The sequence below is a fragment of the Nonomuraea sp. B10E15 genome, assembly GCF_039871615.1.
GTDB lineage: Bacteria > Actinomycetota > Actinomycetes > Streptosporangiales > Streptosporangiaceae > Nonomuraea.
In genome coordinates, this window is sequence record NZ_JBDPMB010000001.1 from 968,150 (window position 1) to 982,811 (window position 14,662).

At 73.1% G+C, this 14,662-nt stretch carries 13 protein-coding genes; 5 read left to right on the plus strand and 8 right to left on the minus strand.

Translation table 11 applies throughout. The features are described 5' to 3' along the window. Positions 1–2: 2 nt before the first annotated feature. A complete protein-coding gene (locus ABGB14_RS04465; protein WP_347643123.1) occupies positions 3–1,430 on the plus strand; it encodes an aldehyde dehydrogenase family protein in 1,428 nt (475 codons plus the stop codon). Continuing rightward, complete coding sequence (locus ABGB14_RS04470; RefSeq protein ID WP_347642229.1) at positions 1,423–2,307, plus strand: aldehyde dehydrogenase family protein; 885 nt, start codon at positions 1,423–1,425, stop codon at positions 2,305–2,307. The genes ABGB14_RS04465 and ABGB14_RS04470 overlap by 8 nt, the downstream gene beginning before the upstream one ends. Before the next feature lie 46 nt (positions 2,308–2,353). On the opposite strand, the gene ABGB14_RS04475 is transcribed toward ABGB14_RS04470, so the two are convergent. The 3 genes from ABGB14_RS04475 to ABGB14_RS04485 form a co-directional block, all read right to left on the minus strand. Beyond that, entirely contained in the window at positions 2,354–3,325 is a 972-nt protein-coding gene (locus ABGB14_RS04475; RefSeq protein WP_347642230.1) for an NAD(P)-dependent alcohol dehydrogenase, read from the minus strand. 35 nt (positions 3,326–3,360) lie between these two features. Beyond that, positions 3,361–4,230 carry an aldo/keto reductase gene (locus tag ABGB14_RS04480; RefSeq protein ID WP_347642231.1) on the minus strand — a complete coding sequence of 290 codons (870 nt, stop codon included), beginning with the start codon at positions 4,228–4,230 and terminating at the stop codon, positions 3,361–3,363. A gap of 93 nt (positions 4,231–4,323) precedes the next feature. Further along, positions 4,324–5,439: an acyltransferase gene (locus tag ABGB14_RS04485; protein WP_347642232.1), complete on the minus strand. Its 1,116-nt coding sequence runs from the start codon at positions 5,437–5,439 to the stop codon at positions 4,324–4,326. A gap of 210 nt (positions 5,440–5,649) precedes the next feature. Between ABGB14_RS04485 and ABGB14_RS04490 the strand changes: the two genes are divergently transcribed. Further along, complete coding sequence (locus ABGB14_RS04490; RefSeq protein WP_347642233.1) at positions 5,650–7,485, plus strand: cytochrome c oxidase assembly protein; 1,836 nt, start codon at positions 5,650–5,652, stop codon at positions 7,483–7,485. 3 nt (positions 7,486–7,488) lie between these two features. On the opposite strand, the gene ABGB14_RS04495 is transcribed toward ABGB14_RS04490, so the two are convergent. From ABGB14_RS04495 to ABGB14_RS04505, 3 genes are all read right to left on the minus strand, one after another. After that, positions 7,489–8,022, minus strand: coding sequence for a GrpB family protein (locus ABGB14_RS04495; protein WP_347642234.1), 534 nt, complete (start codon positions 8,020–8,022; stop codon positions 7,489–7,491). An 87-nt stretch (positions 8,023–8,109) separates the two neighbouring features. Continuing rightward, complete coding sequence (locus ABGB14_RS04500) at positions 8,110–9,018, minus strand: aldo/keto reductase (RefSeq protein WP_347620477.1); 909 nt, start codon at positions 9,016–9,018, stop codon at positions 8,110–8,112. A 70-nt stretch (positions 9,019–9,088) separates the two neighbouring features. Next, positions 9,089–9,913: an isocitrate lyase/phosphoenolpyruvate mutase family protein gene (locus ABGB14_RS04505; protein ID WP_347642235.1), complete on the minus strand. Its 825-nt coding sequence runs from the start codon at positions 9,911–9,913 to the stop codon at positions 9,089–9,091. A gap of 105 nt (positions 9,914–10,018) precedes the next feature. Here ABGB14_RS04505 and ABGB14_RS04510 point away from each other — a divergent pair, with 105 nt between their 5' ends. Next, positions 10,019–10,933 (plus strand): LysR family transcriptional regulator, encoded by a 915-nt coding sequence (locus ABGB14_RS04510; protein ID WP_347642236.1) that lies wholly within the window; start codon positions 10,019–10,021, stop codon positions 10,931–10,933. Positions 10,934–10,955: 22 nt separating this feature from the next. On the opposite strand, the gene ABGB14_RS04515 is transcribed toward ABGB14_RS04510, so the two are convergent. After that, positions 10,956–11,405: a hypothetical protein gene (locus ABGB14_RS04515; protein ID WP_347642237.1), complete on the minus strand. Its 450-nt coding sequence runs from the start codon at positions 11,403–11,405 to the stop codon at positions 10,956–10,958. Between the two features lie 67 nt (positions 11,406–11,472). Next, entirely contained in the window at positions 11,473–13,605 is a 2,133-nt protein-coding gene (locus ABGB14_RS04520; protein WP_347642238.1) for a SpoIIE family protein phosphatase, read from the minus strand. 314 nt (positions 13,606–13,919) lie between these two features. On the opposite strand from ABGB14_RS04520, the gene ABGB14_RS04525 reads away from it, so the two are divergent. Beyond that, on the plus strand, positions 13,920–14,450 hold the full coding sequence (locus ABGB14_RS04525) for a hypothetical protein (RefSeq protein WP_347642239.1): 531 nt from the start codon (positions 13,920–13,922) through the stop codon (positions 14,448–14,450). The last annotated feature ends 212 nt before the right edge of the window (positions 14,451–14,662 follow it).

Below are 14,662 nucleotides of genomic sequence, written 5' to 3' on the forward strand. Positions count from 1 at the left end.
AGATCTTCGACTACGCGCCCGCGCCGGAATCACGGTCGATCGTGACGATCCGGCCGGCGTACGACCTGTTCATCGACGGCGAGTTCACCGAGGCCAAGAGCGACGAGCGGATCGTGACGGTCAACCCGGCCGACGAGGAGCCGCTCGCCGAGGTGGCCGCGGCGTCCGAGGCCGACGTGGACCGCGCCTTCGCCGCCGCCCGCCGGGCCCACGAACGGGTGTGGTCGCCGCTGCCCGGCGCGGAGCGCGGCAAATACCTGTTCAGGATCGCGCGCATCATCCAGGAACGCGCCCGCGAGCTGGCCGTGCTCGAATCGCTCGACAACGGCAAGCCCGTCAAGGAGACCCGCGACGTGGACCTTCCCCTGGTCGCGGCGCACTTCTTCTACCACGCGGGCTGGGCGGACAAGCTCGCGCACGCCGGGCTCGGCCCCTCACCGCGCCCGCTCGGCGTGGCCGCGCAGGTCATCCCCTGGAACTTCCCGCTGCTGATGCTCGCGTGGAAGGTCGCGCCCGCGCTGGCGACCGGCAACACGGTGGTGCTCAAGCCCGCCGAGACCACCCCGCTGACGGCCCTGGCGTTCGCGGAGATCTGCCAGGAGGCGGAGCTGCCGCCCGGCGTGGTCAACATCGTGACCGGCGCGGGCGGCACCGGCCGGGCCGTGGTCGCCCACCCGGACGCGGACAAGGTGGCCTTCACCGGCTCGACCGGCGTCGGCAAGGAGATCGCCCGCGCCGTGGCGGGCACCGGCAAGCGGCTCACCCTGGAGCTGGGCGGCAAGGGCGCCAACATCGTGTACGACGACGCGGCGATCGACCAGGCCGTGGAGGGCATCGTCTCCGGGATCTTCTTCAACCAGGGCCACGTGTGCTGCGCGGGCTCCCGCCTGCTGGTCCAGGAGTCGATCGCCGAGGAACTGCTGGCCAGGCTGCGGGCCAGGATCGAGCGGCTGCGGCTCGGCGACCCGCTCGACAAGAACACCGACATCGGCGCGATCAACTCGGCCGCGCAGCTCGCCAGGATCCGCGACCTGGCCGCCGCCGGCGAGGCGGAGGGCGCGAGCGGCTGGTCGCCCGCGTGCCCGATCCCGGAGCGCGGCTACTGGTTCCCGCCCACCGTGTTCACCGGCGTCACGCAGGCGCACAGGATCGCCCGCGAGGAGATCTTCGGCCCGGTGCTGTCGGTGCTCACCTTCCGCACCCCCGAGGAGGCCGTCGCCAAGGCGAACAACACGCCGTACGGGCTGTCCGCCGGGGTGTGGACGGAGAAGGGCTCCCGCATGTTGTGGACCGCGAGCCGGCTGCGCGCCGGCGTCGTGTGGTCCAACACCTTCAACGTGTTCGATCCCGCCAGCCCGTTCGGCGGCTACAAGGAGTCCGGTTACGGCCGCGAGGGCGGCCGGCACGGGCTGGAGGCATACCTTGGCTGACAGGACCGCTTCCGCGCCGGCCCGCGTGGCCGTGCGCAGGACGTACAAGCTCTATCTCGGCGGGGCGTTCCCGCGTTCGGAATCAGGCAGGTCGTACCCGGTGACATCCTCCTGCGGAGTCCACCTCGCCAACGCCGCCCTGGCGTCGCGCAAGGACGTGCGCGACGCCGTCGTGGCGGCGCGCAAGGCCTTTCCCGGCTGGTCCGGCCGCACCGCCTACAACCGCGGCCAGATCCTCTACCGGATCGCCGAGATGATGGAGGGGCGGCGCGCCCAGTTCGCCGCCGAGGTGGCCGCCGCCCAGGGCGTGAGCGAGGCGCGGGCCCAGGGGGTGGTGTCCGCCGCGATCGACCGCTGGGTCTACTACGCCGGCTGGGCCGACAAGCTCGGCCAGGTCCTCGGGGCGGCCAACCCGGTGTCGGGCCCCTACTTCAACCACTCCCAGCCCGAGCCGGCCGGGGTCGCGGGCGTCCTCGCGCCCGACGGCTCCCCGCTGCTCGGCCTGGTCGCGGTGCTCGCGCCGGTGATCACCGCGGGCAACACGGCGGTGCTGGTGGCGAGCGAGCGGGCGCCGCTGCCCGCCGTCACGCTCGCCGAGGCGCTGGCCACCTCCGACCTGCCGGGCGGCGTCGTCAACGTCCTGACCGGCCGGCTCGGCGAGCTGGCGCCGCCGCTGGCCGGGCACGCCGACGTGAACGCCCTGGACCTGGCAGGGGCGGGCGGCCTGGCCGCCGAGCTGGAGGAGCTGGCGGCGGGCACGCTCAAGCGGGTCGTACGGCCGGGCCGCCACGACGACTGGTCCGCCGCCGACCCCGGCGTGGCCCGCATCCGGCCCTTCGTGGAGACGAAGACCGTCTGGCACCCGATGGGCCTCTGACGGGTACCCGGCCGGGCGGCCGTGACGGCCGGTCCGGAGGCGGCGGTCAGCTGGAATGGTCAATGGTGATCACGACGTTGCCGATTTTCCGGCCGGAGTCGACATAACGGTGCGCCTCGACGATGTCGGCCAGCGGATATCGCCGGTCGATGACCGGGGTGAAACGGCCGGACTCGATCAGGTCGCGGAAATACAGGGCCGTTTCCCGGTCGTTTCTCGGCAGGGGCATGAGCACTTTCCTGCCGCCGAGCGGCCGGGTGACGAGCGGGAGGAACACGTTCTGCCACAACGGGCCGACGTCGGAGGCGGCGTAAACGCCACGCGGTTTCAGCAGCCGGCGGCAGCGGCCGAACGTGCTCTTGCCGACCGCGTCGATCACGACGTCGTACCTCTCCGTGTCGCGGGTGAAGTCGACGGCGGTGCGGTCGATGACCCGGTCGGCGCCCAGACCGCGTACCAGCTCCATGGTGCGCGTGTCGCAGACCGCCGTCACGACGGCCCCGCGGGCCTTCAGCAACTGGACCGCGGCCGAGCCGATGGCGCCGGTCGCGCCGTGGACCAGGACGTCGTGGCCCTCCCTGACCTGCGCGGCCGTGATGATGGACAGCGCGTAGTGAGAACCCTCGGTGCTGGGAGCGGCCTCGTCGTAGCCCAGGCCGTCGGGGATGGTGGCGAGCGTGCCGTGCGCGGAGATGGTCATGTACTCGGCGTGGGCGCCGAACGTGGCGTCGTTGTAGCCGAACACCCGCTCGCCGACCTCGAAAGCGGTGACCTCGTCGCCGACGGCCGCTATCTCCCCGGCGAACTCGTTGCCGAGAACGCGCATCCTTGGCCGGAAGAAACCCGCGAAGAATCTCCAGAGGAACGGCTTGGCGGCGCGTAACGCGCAGTCGGTGCGATTGACCGTGGTCGCGTGCACCCTGACGAGCAGCTCGTCCGGCTTGACCTCGGGTTTTTCCACCTCGATCACGCTGACCACGTCGGGCGAGCCGTACCGTAATCGCACCGCGGCTTTCATGCCTGGATTGTAGCCACCGCCGCCCGCCGGGTGCCTCAGCCGAGGCGGGCCAGCTCCTCCGCGCTGAGCTCCAGATCCACGGCCGCGATCGAGTCGAGGATGCTCTCCGGGCGGCTGGCGCCGGGAATGGGGATGACCACGGGGCTGCGGGCGAGCTCCCAGGCCAGGCAGACCTGGTGCGGGGAGACGCCGCGGTCCTTGGCGATCTCGGAGAAGGCGGCGTACCGCTCGCTCAGCTCACCGGCGCGCCCGATGCCGCCCAGCGGAGACCAGGGCAGGAAGGCCAGGCCCAGCTCGGCGCAGACGTCGATCTCGGGCTCGCTGGAGCGGAACCGCGGCGAGTACTCGTTCTGCACGCTGACCAGGCCGTCGCCGAGGATGTCGCGGGCGAGCCTGATCTGCTGCGGATCGGCGTTCGAGATGCCCGCCATCTGGATCTTGCCGGCGTCGAGCAGGTCCTTCAGCGCGCCCATGGTCTCCTCGTACGGGACCGCCGTGTCGGGCCGGTGGTGCTGGTAGAGGCCGATGCTGTCGACGCCGAGGGCCTTGAGCGAGCGGTCGCAGGCCTGCTTGAGGTGCGACGGGCGGCCGTCCCTGCCCCAGCCGCCGTCCGGCGTGCGGATGCACCCGCCCTTGGTGGCGACGAGCACGGTGCCGGCGTCGCCCGCCCACAGGCCCAGGGCCTTGGCGACCAGGCGTTCGTTGTGGCCGACGTCGTCGTGCGAAGGGGTGTACGCGTCCGCCGAGTCGATCAGGGTGACGCCGGCGTCCAGGGCAGCGAGGATGGTACGGATCGACTGGGTCTCGTCGGGCATGTGCCCGGCCACCGACATGGGCATGGCGCCGAGCCCGATGGCTGAGACCTGGCGCCGGCCGATGGCGCGTGTTGTGCGGGAATTGCGCATGAGTACACCTTGTCGGCTGGAGTGCGCTCCAGGTCAATCCCCCGCCGGGCGCGTCGGGAAGGTGCGGTGCCGGCGGGCACAGGTGTCCGGGCGTCACGGGCGGGCGGCGGTCAGGTGTCTGCCGAGGCGCTGGGCGGGGGCCTCGATGAGACGGTGGGTCAGGAGGCTGAGCGGGATCAGGACGAGGAAGTACAGCGCCAGGTCCGGGAGCACGTGCAGCAGGATCGGGTGCAGCAGGTAGAGGGAGAAGCTGATCACGCCGAGCTGCGGCAGCCAGCGGGGGAACGCCCGCCCGCGCAGCGCGAGCCCGAGCGCGAAGGTGCCGAAGGCCAGCACGAGCGCCGTCGCCCAGGCGGGATCGTCCTTGGCGGGGATCCCGCACGCCAGCACCGCCGCCGTGGCGAGGACGGCGGCACGCCAGGAGATCGTGCCGCGCTCGGCCCGGTAGACCGCAGTGCCCGCGAACATCGACGCCAGGATGATCACGCCCTGCCAGGTGCCGCCCCGGCTGCCGAGGATCACGAGCGCGAGCCCGAGCAGGCCGCCGGCGACCGCGGCGACGGCCTGGGCCCGGCCCCGGCCGAAGGCGGTCGCCGCGATGGCGGCGACGGCCGAGAGGCCGAGCAGCGCTGCCGCCAGGTCGGCGGCGCCGTTGATCGAGGCTTTCGGCAGCAGCAGTCCCAGGGGGACGGCCAGCAGCGCGAGGCCGGCGGCGAGCCCGGCCGACCGCTGCGCCTGCCGGACCGTGAACAGCGCGACGCACATCAGGTAGAACGCCATCTCGTACGAGAGCGTCCACATCACGCCGATGACGGCGGGCAGGTTGAGCAGCTCCTGCAGCATCGTCAGGTTGCCCAGCAGGACCAGCGCCAGTGGCCGCCGGCCGAGTCCGGGTTCGAGGGCGAGCAGGCCGGCGCAGGCGAGCAGGAGCACCAGGCCGCACGCGGCCAGCAGCAGGGGGAGGAGGCGGAAGGCCCGGCCGGCCCAGAAGGCGCGCAGGTCCCCGCGCCGCTCCAGGGAGGCGGGGATGATGTACCCGCTGACCAGGAAGAACACGAACACGCCCCACGTGCCGAAATCGATCAGGCGGTCCACTTCGGCCCAGGCGGCGGGGATGTAGGTCCAGCCGGCGTGGTGCATGGTGACGGCCAGCGCTGCCGGCCCCCGCAGGGCGTCCAGCCAGGCCAGCCGGTGGGGGGCCGCGAACATCTGACGGATTCTAGGTCATAAGTGACTATTTGCCGCCTTTGGTGAGGATGGCGGTGAACCGCCCTGCCGGACGGTGCGTACCTCAAATGTGCGTTGCCGCCAGCATGGTCACGGGTCGTCCGCTGTGGGAGCATGTGGGCCACGCACCACGGTCGCCGGGACCGCTGGCGTCCTCGGCCGGGTGGTCCCGACGGACGTTGCGGGGTGGCTATGAGGGCTTCCGCGCGAGTCCATGCCGGTGTCGTGGTCGGCGTGGGCGTCGTGGTGCTGGTCGCCGTCCTGTGGTTCGGCGGCGGCGCGGGCACGCCGGAGATCGCCGGGCTGCCCTCCGCGGGGCCGCTGGCCGAGTGGGGCCTGCCGCTGGTGCGGTTGGGGCACGATCTGTGCGCCGTGGGGTGCGTCGGCACCCTGCTGGCCGCGGGCGTCCTGGCCCCCGCGGGCTCGCCGGAGCCGGCGCGATGCGTGCGCGCGGCCGGCTGGTGGGCGCTCGGCTGGGCGTTCGCCTCCCTCGCCGGCTACGTGCTGACCCTGTCGACCTTCTTCGCCCTGCCTCCGGCGCGGGTCGTCGCCGCCGCGCACCTCCTCGGCTACGGCACGTCGCTCCCGCAGACCCGGGCGCTGCTGGTCGTGGTGGCCGCGACGTTCGTCGTGGCGCTGGCCACGCTCGTGCCGCGCCTGCCCCGGTGGATCCCGCTGGTGCCGGCCGTGGGCGCGCTGCTGCCGCCCGCGTACGTGGGCCACGCCTCCTCGGCGGCCGATCACGACATCGCGATCTCCGCGCTGATGGCGCACCTGGTGGGCGTGTCGGTGTGGGCGGGCGGACTGTGCGCGGTGCTGGTGCACTTCCGCCGGTCCGGCGATCTGCCCGTGGTGCTGTCCCGGTTCAGCACGATCGCGCTGTGCTGCTTCGTCGCGGTGGCCTGTTCCGGGCTGGCCGGCGGGTGGGTGCGGCTGGGGACGCCGTCCGACCTGTGGCAGAGCGCGTACGGCCTGCTCCTGCTCGGCAAGGTCGCCGTGCTGGCGGTCCTCGGATGGTTCGGCTGGAACCACCGCCGCCGCACCGTCACGGGCGTGGCGGACCGCGGGGTGCGGCGCACCTTCGTCCGGCTGGCGGTCGGCGAGGCGGCCGTGATGGCGGCGGCGATGGGGCTGGCCGTCGGCCTGTCCCGCACCCCGCCGCCCGGGGGCGGCGACGGCGGCCACGTGGCGCACGGCATGCTGGAGTTCACGCTCGCGCCGTTCACCCCGGGCGCGCTGGTCACCGAGGCGCGGCTGGATCCGCTGGTCCTGCTGCTGCTCGCCCTGCCCGCCGCCGGATATCTCGCGGGCATGCGCAGGACGGCCGCGTGGCCCGCGGGCCGGGCGATCGCCTGGCACGCCGGTCTGGCACTGGTCGCGCTGGTGCTGGTCGGCGGGGTCGGCGGCTACGCGCGGGCGATGGCGTCCGCGTACGCCCTGCAGCACGTCACGCTCACCGTCATCGCTCCGCTGCTGCTCTGCCTGGGCGCGCCCGTCACCCTGGCGGGCCGGGCCACGACCGCTTCCTCCCAGTACGGCCACCTCGGCTCGCGCGCCTTCGGCCGGCGGATCACCCGGCCGGCCCTCCTGCTGACCGCCTACCCGGTGCTGTTCCTGCTGCTGTACGGGACCGCGTGGCTGCCCTGGTCGTTGTCCGCCTACGGCTCCCACCTGGCCACCGAGGCGTTGTTCCTCGGCCTCGGGCTGGCCGTGTCGTGGGTGCTGGCGGGCGCCGACCCGCTGCCCCGGCCGTTCCCGTGGGCCGCGCGGGCCCGGCTGCTGGCGGTGGCCGCCGCGGTGCACCTCGCCCTCGGCGCGTACCTGCTGGCCGGGCCCCGCGTCGCGGCCGCCTGGTTCCTGCAGGTGGCCCCGGCCGGCGTGCCGGAGGCCGACCAGCGCCTCGCCGGGGCCGTCTACCTGATCGTGCCGCTGCTCGCCTTCGCGCCGCTGGCGGTGCGGCTGGCCCTGGAACGGCAGGCGGCGCGGGTGCGGGCCCGCACCCGGATCGCGGAGCCGCGCGGCGGCTGACGCTCACTCCTCCCACACCGGGACGCGGGGCAGGCCGCGCGCATCGCGGGCCTCGTCGACGAGCCGCTGGATCAGGTCGGTCTTGCCCCGGGTGTAGGCCGCGGCGTCCACGTCGCCGCCGGCCAGGTGGCGCTTGAGCGCGGCGTACTCGGCGGCCGCCCGCGGGTCGGCCCTGAGGTGGTCGCGCAGCAGCCGCTCGTTACGGGTGTCCCACGTGCCGGCCGTCACCACGTGCAGGTGATGGCTGCGCCGGCCAGAGGCGTCGGCACGGAAGTAGAACAGCCGCTCCCGCATGCCCGTCTCCTCGCTCCGGTAGCCGAGGCCCGTCAGCGCCCGCTCGCGGTCGGCCACCGCTTCCAGGGCGGGCACCGAGGCCATCAGGTCGATGATCGGCTTGGCCGCGAGGCCGGGCACGGACGTGCTCCCCACGTGCTCGATCTCCAGGAAGACGCCCGGCAGCGCCGCGACCAGCTCCTCGCACGCCTGCTCCGCCAGCGATGGCCACGCCGCGTCGTAGTCCACGATGTCAACCGTCATGCCTGCCCCAGCTCCTTGTTCGCGTGACTGGTGGGTCATGCCGGGAGATTCTCCGCCATCCGGCGGCGGGTGGCCAAACGGCGGCAGTCAGTCGATCGGGGAGGGAGGCGGGGAGCCGAGCGCCGCCAGGTCCGCCCAGAACCCGTCGGGGATCACCGTGCCGGCGAGGCTCTCCAGCTGGGCCAGCCGTTCGGCCGAGGTGACGCCGACGACCGTGGAGTGGATGCGTGGCTCGGCGAGGGAGAAGTGCAGGGCCGCCGCCGCGAGCGTGATGCCCCACCGCTCGCACAGCGCCTTGAGCCGCTCGACGTGCGCCGCGAACTCGGGGGAGACCCGCCGGTAACCGTAGCGTGTGGCGTGCCGTGGCGAGCCGCCCAGGATGCCGCCGCCGAACGGAGCGGCGTTGAAGACCGTCATGTCCCTTTCCGTGGCGAGCCGCAGGATCTCCTCCGCACGCCGGTCGACCAGGGTGTAGCGGTTGTGGGTGAGCACCGCGTCGAACGCGTCGGTGCGGATGTAGTCCTCCACCATGGTGCCGCCCCCGACGGCGATGCCGATCGCGCCGACGAGCCCCTGCTCGCGCAGCGCCACCAGGGCGGGCACGGCGCCGCCGCGGGCCATCGCCTCGCTGACCGTGATGGTCATCGGGTCGTGCAGGTGGTAGATCGGCAACGTCTCGACGCCGAGGCGGGAGATCGTCTCCTCCCAGGACCGCATGACCCGGTCACCGTCGAACACGCCGGTGCCGGTGTCGCGGTCGGCTTTGGAGAAGACCGTCACGCCGTCGGGCGCCTGCTTGAGCGCGGCGCCGATCAGCGCCTCCGAGCGCCCGCCTGCGTAGTTGTTGGAGGTGTCCAGCTGGCGGAAGCGGCCCGACACCATCTTCTCGGCCAGCGCCTCGTCGCCGGGGTTCGCGCCGAGCGCCGACGTGCCGACGGTCAGCGGCTGGAGGGGCCCGTCGAGGCCGGGCACCCGGCGGCCCTGCTGATCCGTCATGTCCCGCTCCTTGTCACGCGCCCGGCGATGGTCCTGCGGCCGATCATGCCATGGGCCGTCGAGGCGGCCTTCAGGGGGTGGAGTACGGCTGGAACGCGCGGTACATCTCGGACATCGGGGGCACGTCGGCCACGAACCCGAACCGGCCGTCGCGCATCTGCCTGGCGGCGTCGAGGAACGAGCCGAGCGCGAACCGGGAGAGCGCGCCCCCGATGCTCACCCTCCGCACCCCGATCTCGGCGAGCTGCTCCAGCGTGATCGCCGGGTCGGCGAAGCCCATCACCACGTTCACCGGCCTGCCGACGGAGGAGACGACCGCCCGCATCTCGTCCAGCGTGCGCAACCCCGGTGCGTAGAGGACGTCGGCGCCCGCCTCCTCGAAGGCCTGGAGGCGCCTGATGGCGTCGTCGAGGTCGCCGGCGTCGTACAGCAGGCCCTCCGCCCTGGCGGTCAGGACGAGCGGGACGGGCAGCCCGCGCGTGACCTCGACGGCCGCCCGCACGCGCTCGACGGCGAGCCCGAAGTCGTAGATCGGTGCCCTGCGGTCACCGGTGGCGTCCTCGATGGACGCGCCGGCCACCCCGCACGCGCACGCGTCCGCGATCATCTCGGCGGCTTCGGCGGGGTCGTCGGCGAAGCCGTTCTCCAGGTCGGCGTTGACGGGCAGCGGGGTCGCCTCGCTGAGGACGCGGCAGTTGTCGAGGACGTCCTGCCGGGTGGCACGGGCGCGGCCGGCCTGGTTGGCCACGCCGAGGCTGGTGGTGGCCAGGGCGTCGAAGCCCAGGGAGGCCAGCAGCCGGGCCGTGCCGGCGTCCCACGGGTTGGGGAGCAGGAGCGGCCCGGGGCCTTCGTGGAGGGCCCGGAACCGCGTCGCGCGGGCCGTCTGGTCGGTCATGGTGCTCTCCCGTCGTGAGCTGCGGTGACGGCTTCACTCTCGCCCCTCCTCGATGTATCAGTCAAATGCATGATAATGATGCGTCCTATCAGGAATACTGATGGAGTGACAGTCGAGGAGATCGAGGCGTTCGCCGCCATCGCCGAGCTGGGCGGGTTCACGGAGGCGTCCAGGAAGCTCAACCGGTCGCAGCCCGCCATCAGCCGCCGCATCCGCGAGCTGGAGCAGTCGCTGGGCGCCGCCCTGTTCGAGCGGACCGGCCGCCGGGTGGCGCTCACCGACGCGGGCCGGGCGCTCCTGCCGTACGCGGAGGCCGCCCTGGCCGCGATGCGCGACGGAGAGCGGGCCGTACGCGACGCGGTCGAGCGGCCCGGCGGCGCCCAGACCCTCAGCCTGGCGATCGTCGGCACCCTGGCCGACTCGCACATCGTCGACGCGCTGCGCACGTTCGAGTCGAGGTTCCCCGAGGCCTCGGTCGAGCTGCGCACCGCGACGAGCCGCGAGGTGAGCGCGCTCGTCCGCGGCGGCGAGGCGGCTCTCGGCCTGCGCTATTTCCCCGACGCCGACCCCAAGCTGGAGTCGATCCCGCTCGGCGTCGAGAAGCTCCTGGTCGTCGTGCCCGCCGCGCATCCGGTCACCGCCCGCCGCCTGCCGGACCTGCGGGCGTTCGAGGGCGAGCGGTGGCTGGGCTTCCCGCCCGAGCGGGGCCAGCCCGACTCCTTCGGCCACCTCCTCGACCACCGCTTGCCCGCGTCGGGGCTGGTGGGCGCGCCGATCACCAGGGTCGACAGCCTCACCGCGCAAAAGCGCCTGGTGCAGGCCGGTCTCGGCGTCGCCCTCATGCCCGTCAGCAGCGTCCGGGAGGAGCTGCGGATCGGCAGCCTGCGGGCGGTCGAGGTGGCGGACCTGGACGCCGCACTGCCCGTGGTCGTCATCCGCAGGCGGCGCGGCTACCAGAGCGGGCCGGCGGCGGCGTTCCTGCAGGTGTTGAAGGACCACGCGCCCCAGCTGCTGGACTGACCGCCCGCCTCCCGTCCCGCGGTCAGGAGCGCGGGCGGCGGGCTCTCATCGCGGTCGGGAGCGCACCGCGGGTTCTGACGCGGAGCGCGCGCCCGTCGCCCGGCTGCCGCTCCACCGACATGCCGGCCCGGACCAGCGCGCGCACGCAGGCGCCCAGCCCGTCCCCGGCAGGCGGGTACCGCTCGGCGAAGGTGACCAGGAAGACGCCGTCGTGCCCGCCCTCGACGGCGAACCCGTCGGCGCCGCCCGTCGCGGCGCACCCCGACCGGCGCAGGAGCGCGCGGATGCGTTCGGCGTCGCGGTCGCGTTCGCTCCACAGGGGCCGGCCACCGGTTCCCCGCCCGTACGTGGGCCCCTCGTCCGGCTTGGGAATGCCCGGGGACCGGCTGCCGGTCGTGTGCGGTGCGCCGTGAACGCCCGGCCGGCCGCGGTCCCCGCCGGCCGCGGGGCGCCCTCGCCAGATCTTCGCCATGGGTCACACCTCCTCGGTCCGCCTCAGGCGGCCCCGCCCCTGCCCCGTACGGCGGGGGCGAAACGGGTCAGCCCGCGGGCGCGCGGTGCTCCACCAGGAGGAGCGCGATGTCATCGACGCGCTGGCTGGTGTGCGGGGCGTGGTTGAGCAGCGTGTCGCTGAGCTCGTGGACGGGCTCGCCCGCGGCGCGGCCGAAGTGTTCCGCGAGCTCGCCGATGGCCTGGCCCAGGTCGACGCCGGGGGTTTCGACGAGGCCGTCGGTGTAGAGGGCGAGGACGGCGCCCGGCGGGAACGGCACCTGGACGGTGGGATATTCGGCGTCGGCCTGGACGCCGAGCAGGATGCCGGCGGGCACGTCGATGACCTCGGCGGGCTGGCCCGGCGGGCGCAGCAGGGGCGGCGGGTGCCCCGCGCTGGCGGCCCACAGCGTGCGCAGCCGCAGGTCGAAGTAGATGAGCAGGCAGCTGGTGAACAGGTCGGGGTCCAGGTCCATGAGCAGGCGGTTGGTGAGCTTGAGCACGTTGCCCGGGCTCGCTCCCCCGGCCGCGTAGGCGTGGATGGCGGTCCTGACCTGCCCCATGAGCGCGGCGGCCGTCACGTTGTGGCCCTGGACGTCTCCGATGATCGCCGCGGCCTTGGTGTCGCCCAGACGGATCAGGTCGTAGAAGTCGCCGCCGATCTCCACGCCGCGGGTGGCGGGCACGTAACGGGCGGCCACGTCCAGCCCGTCGATCCGGGGCAGCCTGCGGGGGAGGAGCGAGGTCTGGAGGGTGTGGGCGAGCCGGTCCTTGGCGTCGTAGAGCAGGGCCCGGTCCAGGGCCTGGGCGATGAGCCCGGCCATCGCGGTGAGGCTGGCCCGCGTCTCGTCGGTGAACGCGTAGGGCTCGTCGAACGAGACCAGGCACACGCCGGCGACGGTCTCGGAGGTGCGCAGCGGCAGGAACGCCCAGGCGGCCATCCCGTCGCGGACCTCGGCTCGCGGATATTTCCGGCGCAACTCGTCCGCGTCGGAGAGGAAGGCGGGCTCGCCGGTGCGCAGGACGTCCTGCGAAGGGCTGGCCGAGGTCAGCCGCCGGCGGTTGAAATGTTCGGGGACGCCGGGATCGTAGCCGTGCGAGCCGACGACCTTCAGCCTCCCGCCCTCGGCCACCATGATCGCCAGCGCCTGCGCGTCGAACACCGGCATGACGTGGTCGGCGACCATGTCGACGATCTCCTGCACGTCGAGGGTCCGGCTCAGCGCCGCCGCGAGGTGGAGCAGGTTGTAGAAGACGTCGGCGCGGGGCAGGCTGACGCTGCCGGCGCCGGGCGCGTCCCGCCGCCGCGCCGATCGGTCGGCCGCCGCCTCGGTGATGTACAGGCTGAGGCCGGACGGGTCCGGATGCAGGCTGATGTGCAGGGGCCGGCCGGCCGGACCCCGGACGAGGCAGGACGTGGCCTCCTGGCTGACGGCCGCCGCGCGGCAGCGGTCCTCGAACAGCGGGTCCTTCAGCCACGCCGCCGCCTCCCAGAGCGGCTCGCCCAGCTTGCCCGTCAGGTCTTCGCCGAGCAGGCCGGCCGCCCCCGCGCCGACGAAGGTGAGCCGGCCGTCCAGGTCAAGGCCCACGCAGCCGTCGCGGAGCCGGTCCAGATAGCCGGCCGAGGCCAGGGCATGGTGCACGTCCGGCACCCCGGCCCACGGGGGGGTGAGGACGCGCGGCTCGTCCCCGGAGCGCGGCGGGCGCCCGCCGCGGGTCGCCTGCTCCATGAGGTCGCCGAGCCTGCGGGTGGCGTAGTCGATGGTGTCCCGCTCGTGCGGGGCGAGGTCCGGCGGGTGCGACGGCGGCCACATCAGGACCAGGGAGCCCCACACGTCCCCGTTCGACTGGATCGGGGTGGCGACCGCGGCGAACGGGTACGGCAGCGCGATCGCCGTCGCCGGGTAACGGTGGGCGAGCTCCTGGTAACCCGGAACCCAGACGAGCCGGCGCTCGCGTACGGAGGCCGACACCGGGACGCCCGCGCTCACCCGCACCCGCGTCCATGGCTTGACGATCTGGGCGGGCAGCCCGGTCTCCGTCTCCATGAGCAGGACCTGGCCGTCGTCGGCCAGCAGGTAGACCGCCCCGATGTGCGCCCCTGTGTCGCGTACGGCCCGGGCCAGCACCTCGTCCACTTCGAAGGCATGGTGCGCGGCAGCGCTGACGACGCCGTCCTGCACGGCCTACCTCGCTCCGGCTCGTGACGACGACGGTGCTGCGCTCCCATGACCAGCCATAGGCCAACGTTAAGTGCCCCTACTTCAGATCAAGAACCCGCATTACCGGGTTCTGATGACAAGGTTGCGGAAACTTGGGTGTTCCGGACGACGGCTAACAAATGCGACAGACTTTCGGGTGACGTACGGGTGAACAGCCGAAGACTCCTGCGGTTCGGCGATGGCCGCCCTGTCCATCCTGGTATCTACTAGGTGGCCGATCATGATTAGTTTCTTTACATTTGGCATGATCACATACCCCTAGGGAGATGTTCACCGTGAAGCGACTTCTCGAAGGAACCCCACTGCGCGCCGGTGTTGTCGCCGTCGCGCTGGCCGGCGGCATGCTGGCCGCGCCCTCCGCGGGGGCGACCGCGGCGACCGGCGGGCAGGCGGTCGTCTCGGTGTCGCAGGCGGCCGCCTCGACCGCCGCTGCGCGCCCGCGTAACGGAAAGATCATTTATGACCGCTACACCGGTGGCGGCGGACGGCTGAAGATCAGGAACGGCACCTCGAAGGACGGCGTCGTCACCCTGGTCAAGGGCAGGACCAAGGCGGTGAGCATCTACGTCCGCGCGCGGTCGTCCGCGAGCATCAACGACATCAGGAACGGCACCTACCGGATCTACTTCACCACCGGCTACCGCTTCAACACCAAGCAGCGCAAGTTCACCAGGAACGCCTCCTACCAGCGGTTCGACCAGCGGCTGAGGTTCACCTCCACCAGCGGCTGGAGCCTGACGCTCAACCAGGTCAGGGGCGGCAACGCCAGGACGCGCTCGGTCAACCCGAAGGACTTCCCGACCTGATCGGCACGTCGTCCGTCATAGCGCACCACCCGCGCTCACGGAGCGCGTCAAGCTCGACACCAGCATCATCGACGCCCTGCGGAACCCGGCCGGCGTGCCGGCCAAGCGGTTCGCCGCTCGACCGGCTCAGCGGCGGCCGGGTCGTCGCCGGCCTCGGCCAGGGCCGGATGCCGCAGCTCCTGGGAGGCCCGGATGCGCGCGGAGGCGGTGCG

What these genes read in the sequence shown, in the direction of transcription:
- ABGB14_RS04475 (WP_347642230.1), bottom strand. Translation starts at nt 3,325, where the DNA reads ATGAAAGCCGCGGTGCGATTACGGTACGGCTCGCCCGACGTGGTCAGC.
- ABGB14_RS04480 (WP_347642231.1), bottom strand. Translation starts at nt 4,230, where the DNA reads ATGCGCAATTCCCGCACAACACGCGCCATCGGCCGGCGCCAGGTCTCA.
- ABGB14_RS04485 (WP_347642232.1), bottom strand. Translation starts at nt 5,439, where the DNA reads ATGTTCGCGGCCCCCCACCGGCTGGCCTGGCTGGACGCCCTGCGGGGG.
- ABGB14_RS04490 (WP_347642233.1), top strand. Translation starts at nt 5,650, where the DNA reads ATGAGGGCTTCCGCGCGAGTCCATGCCGGTGTCGTGGTCGGCGTGGGC.
- ABGB14_RS04495 (WP_347642234.1), bottom strand. Translation starts at nt 8,022, where the DNA reads ATGACGGTTGACATCGTGGACTACGACGCGGCGTGGCCATCGCTGGCG.
- ABGB14_RS04500 (WP_347620477.1), bottom strand. Translation starts at nt 9,018, where the DNA reads ATGACGGATCAGCAGGGCCGCCGGGTGCCCGGCCTCGACGGGCCCCTC.
- ABGB14_RS04505 (WP_347642235.1), bottom strand. Translation starts at nt 9,913, where the DNA reads ATGACCGACCAGACGGCCCGCGCGACGCGGTTCCGGGCCCTCCACGAA.
- ABGB14_RS04515 (WP_347642237.1), bottom strand. Translation starts at nt 11,405, where the DNA reads ATGGCGAAGATCTGGCGAGGGCGCCCCGCGGCCGGCGGGGACCGCGGC.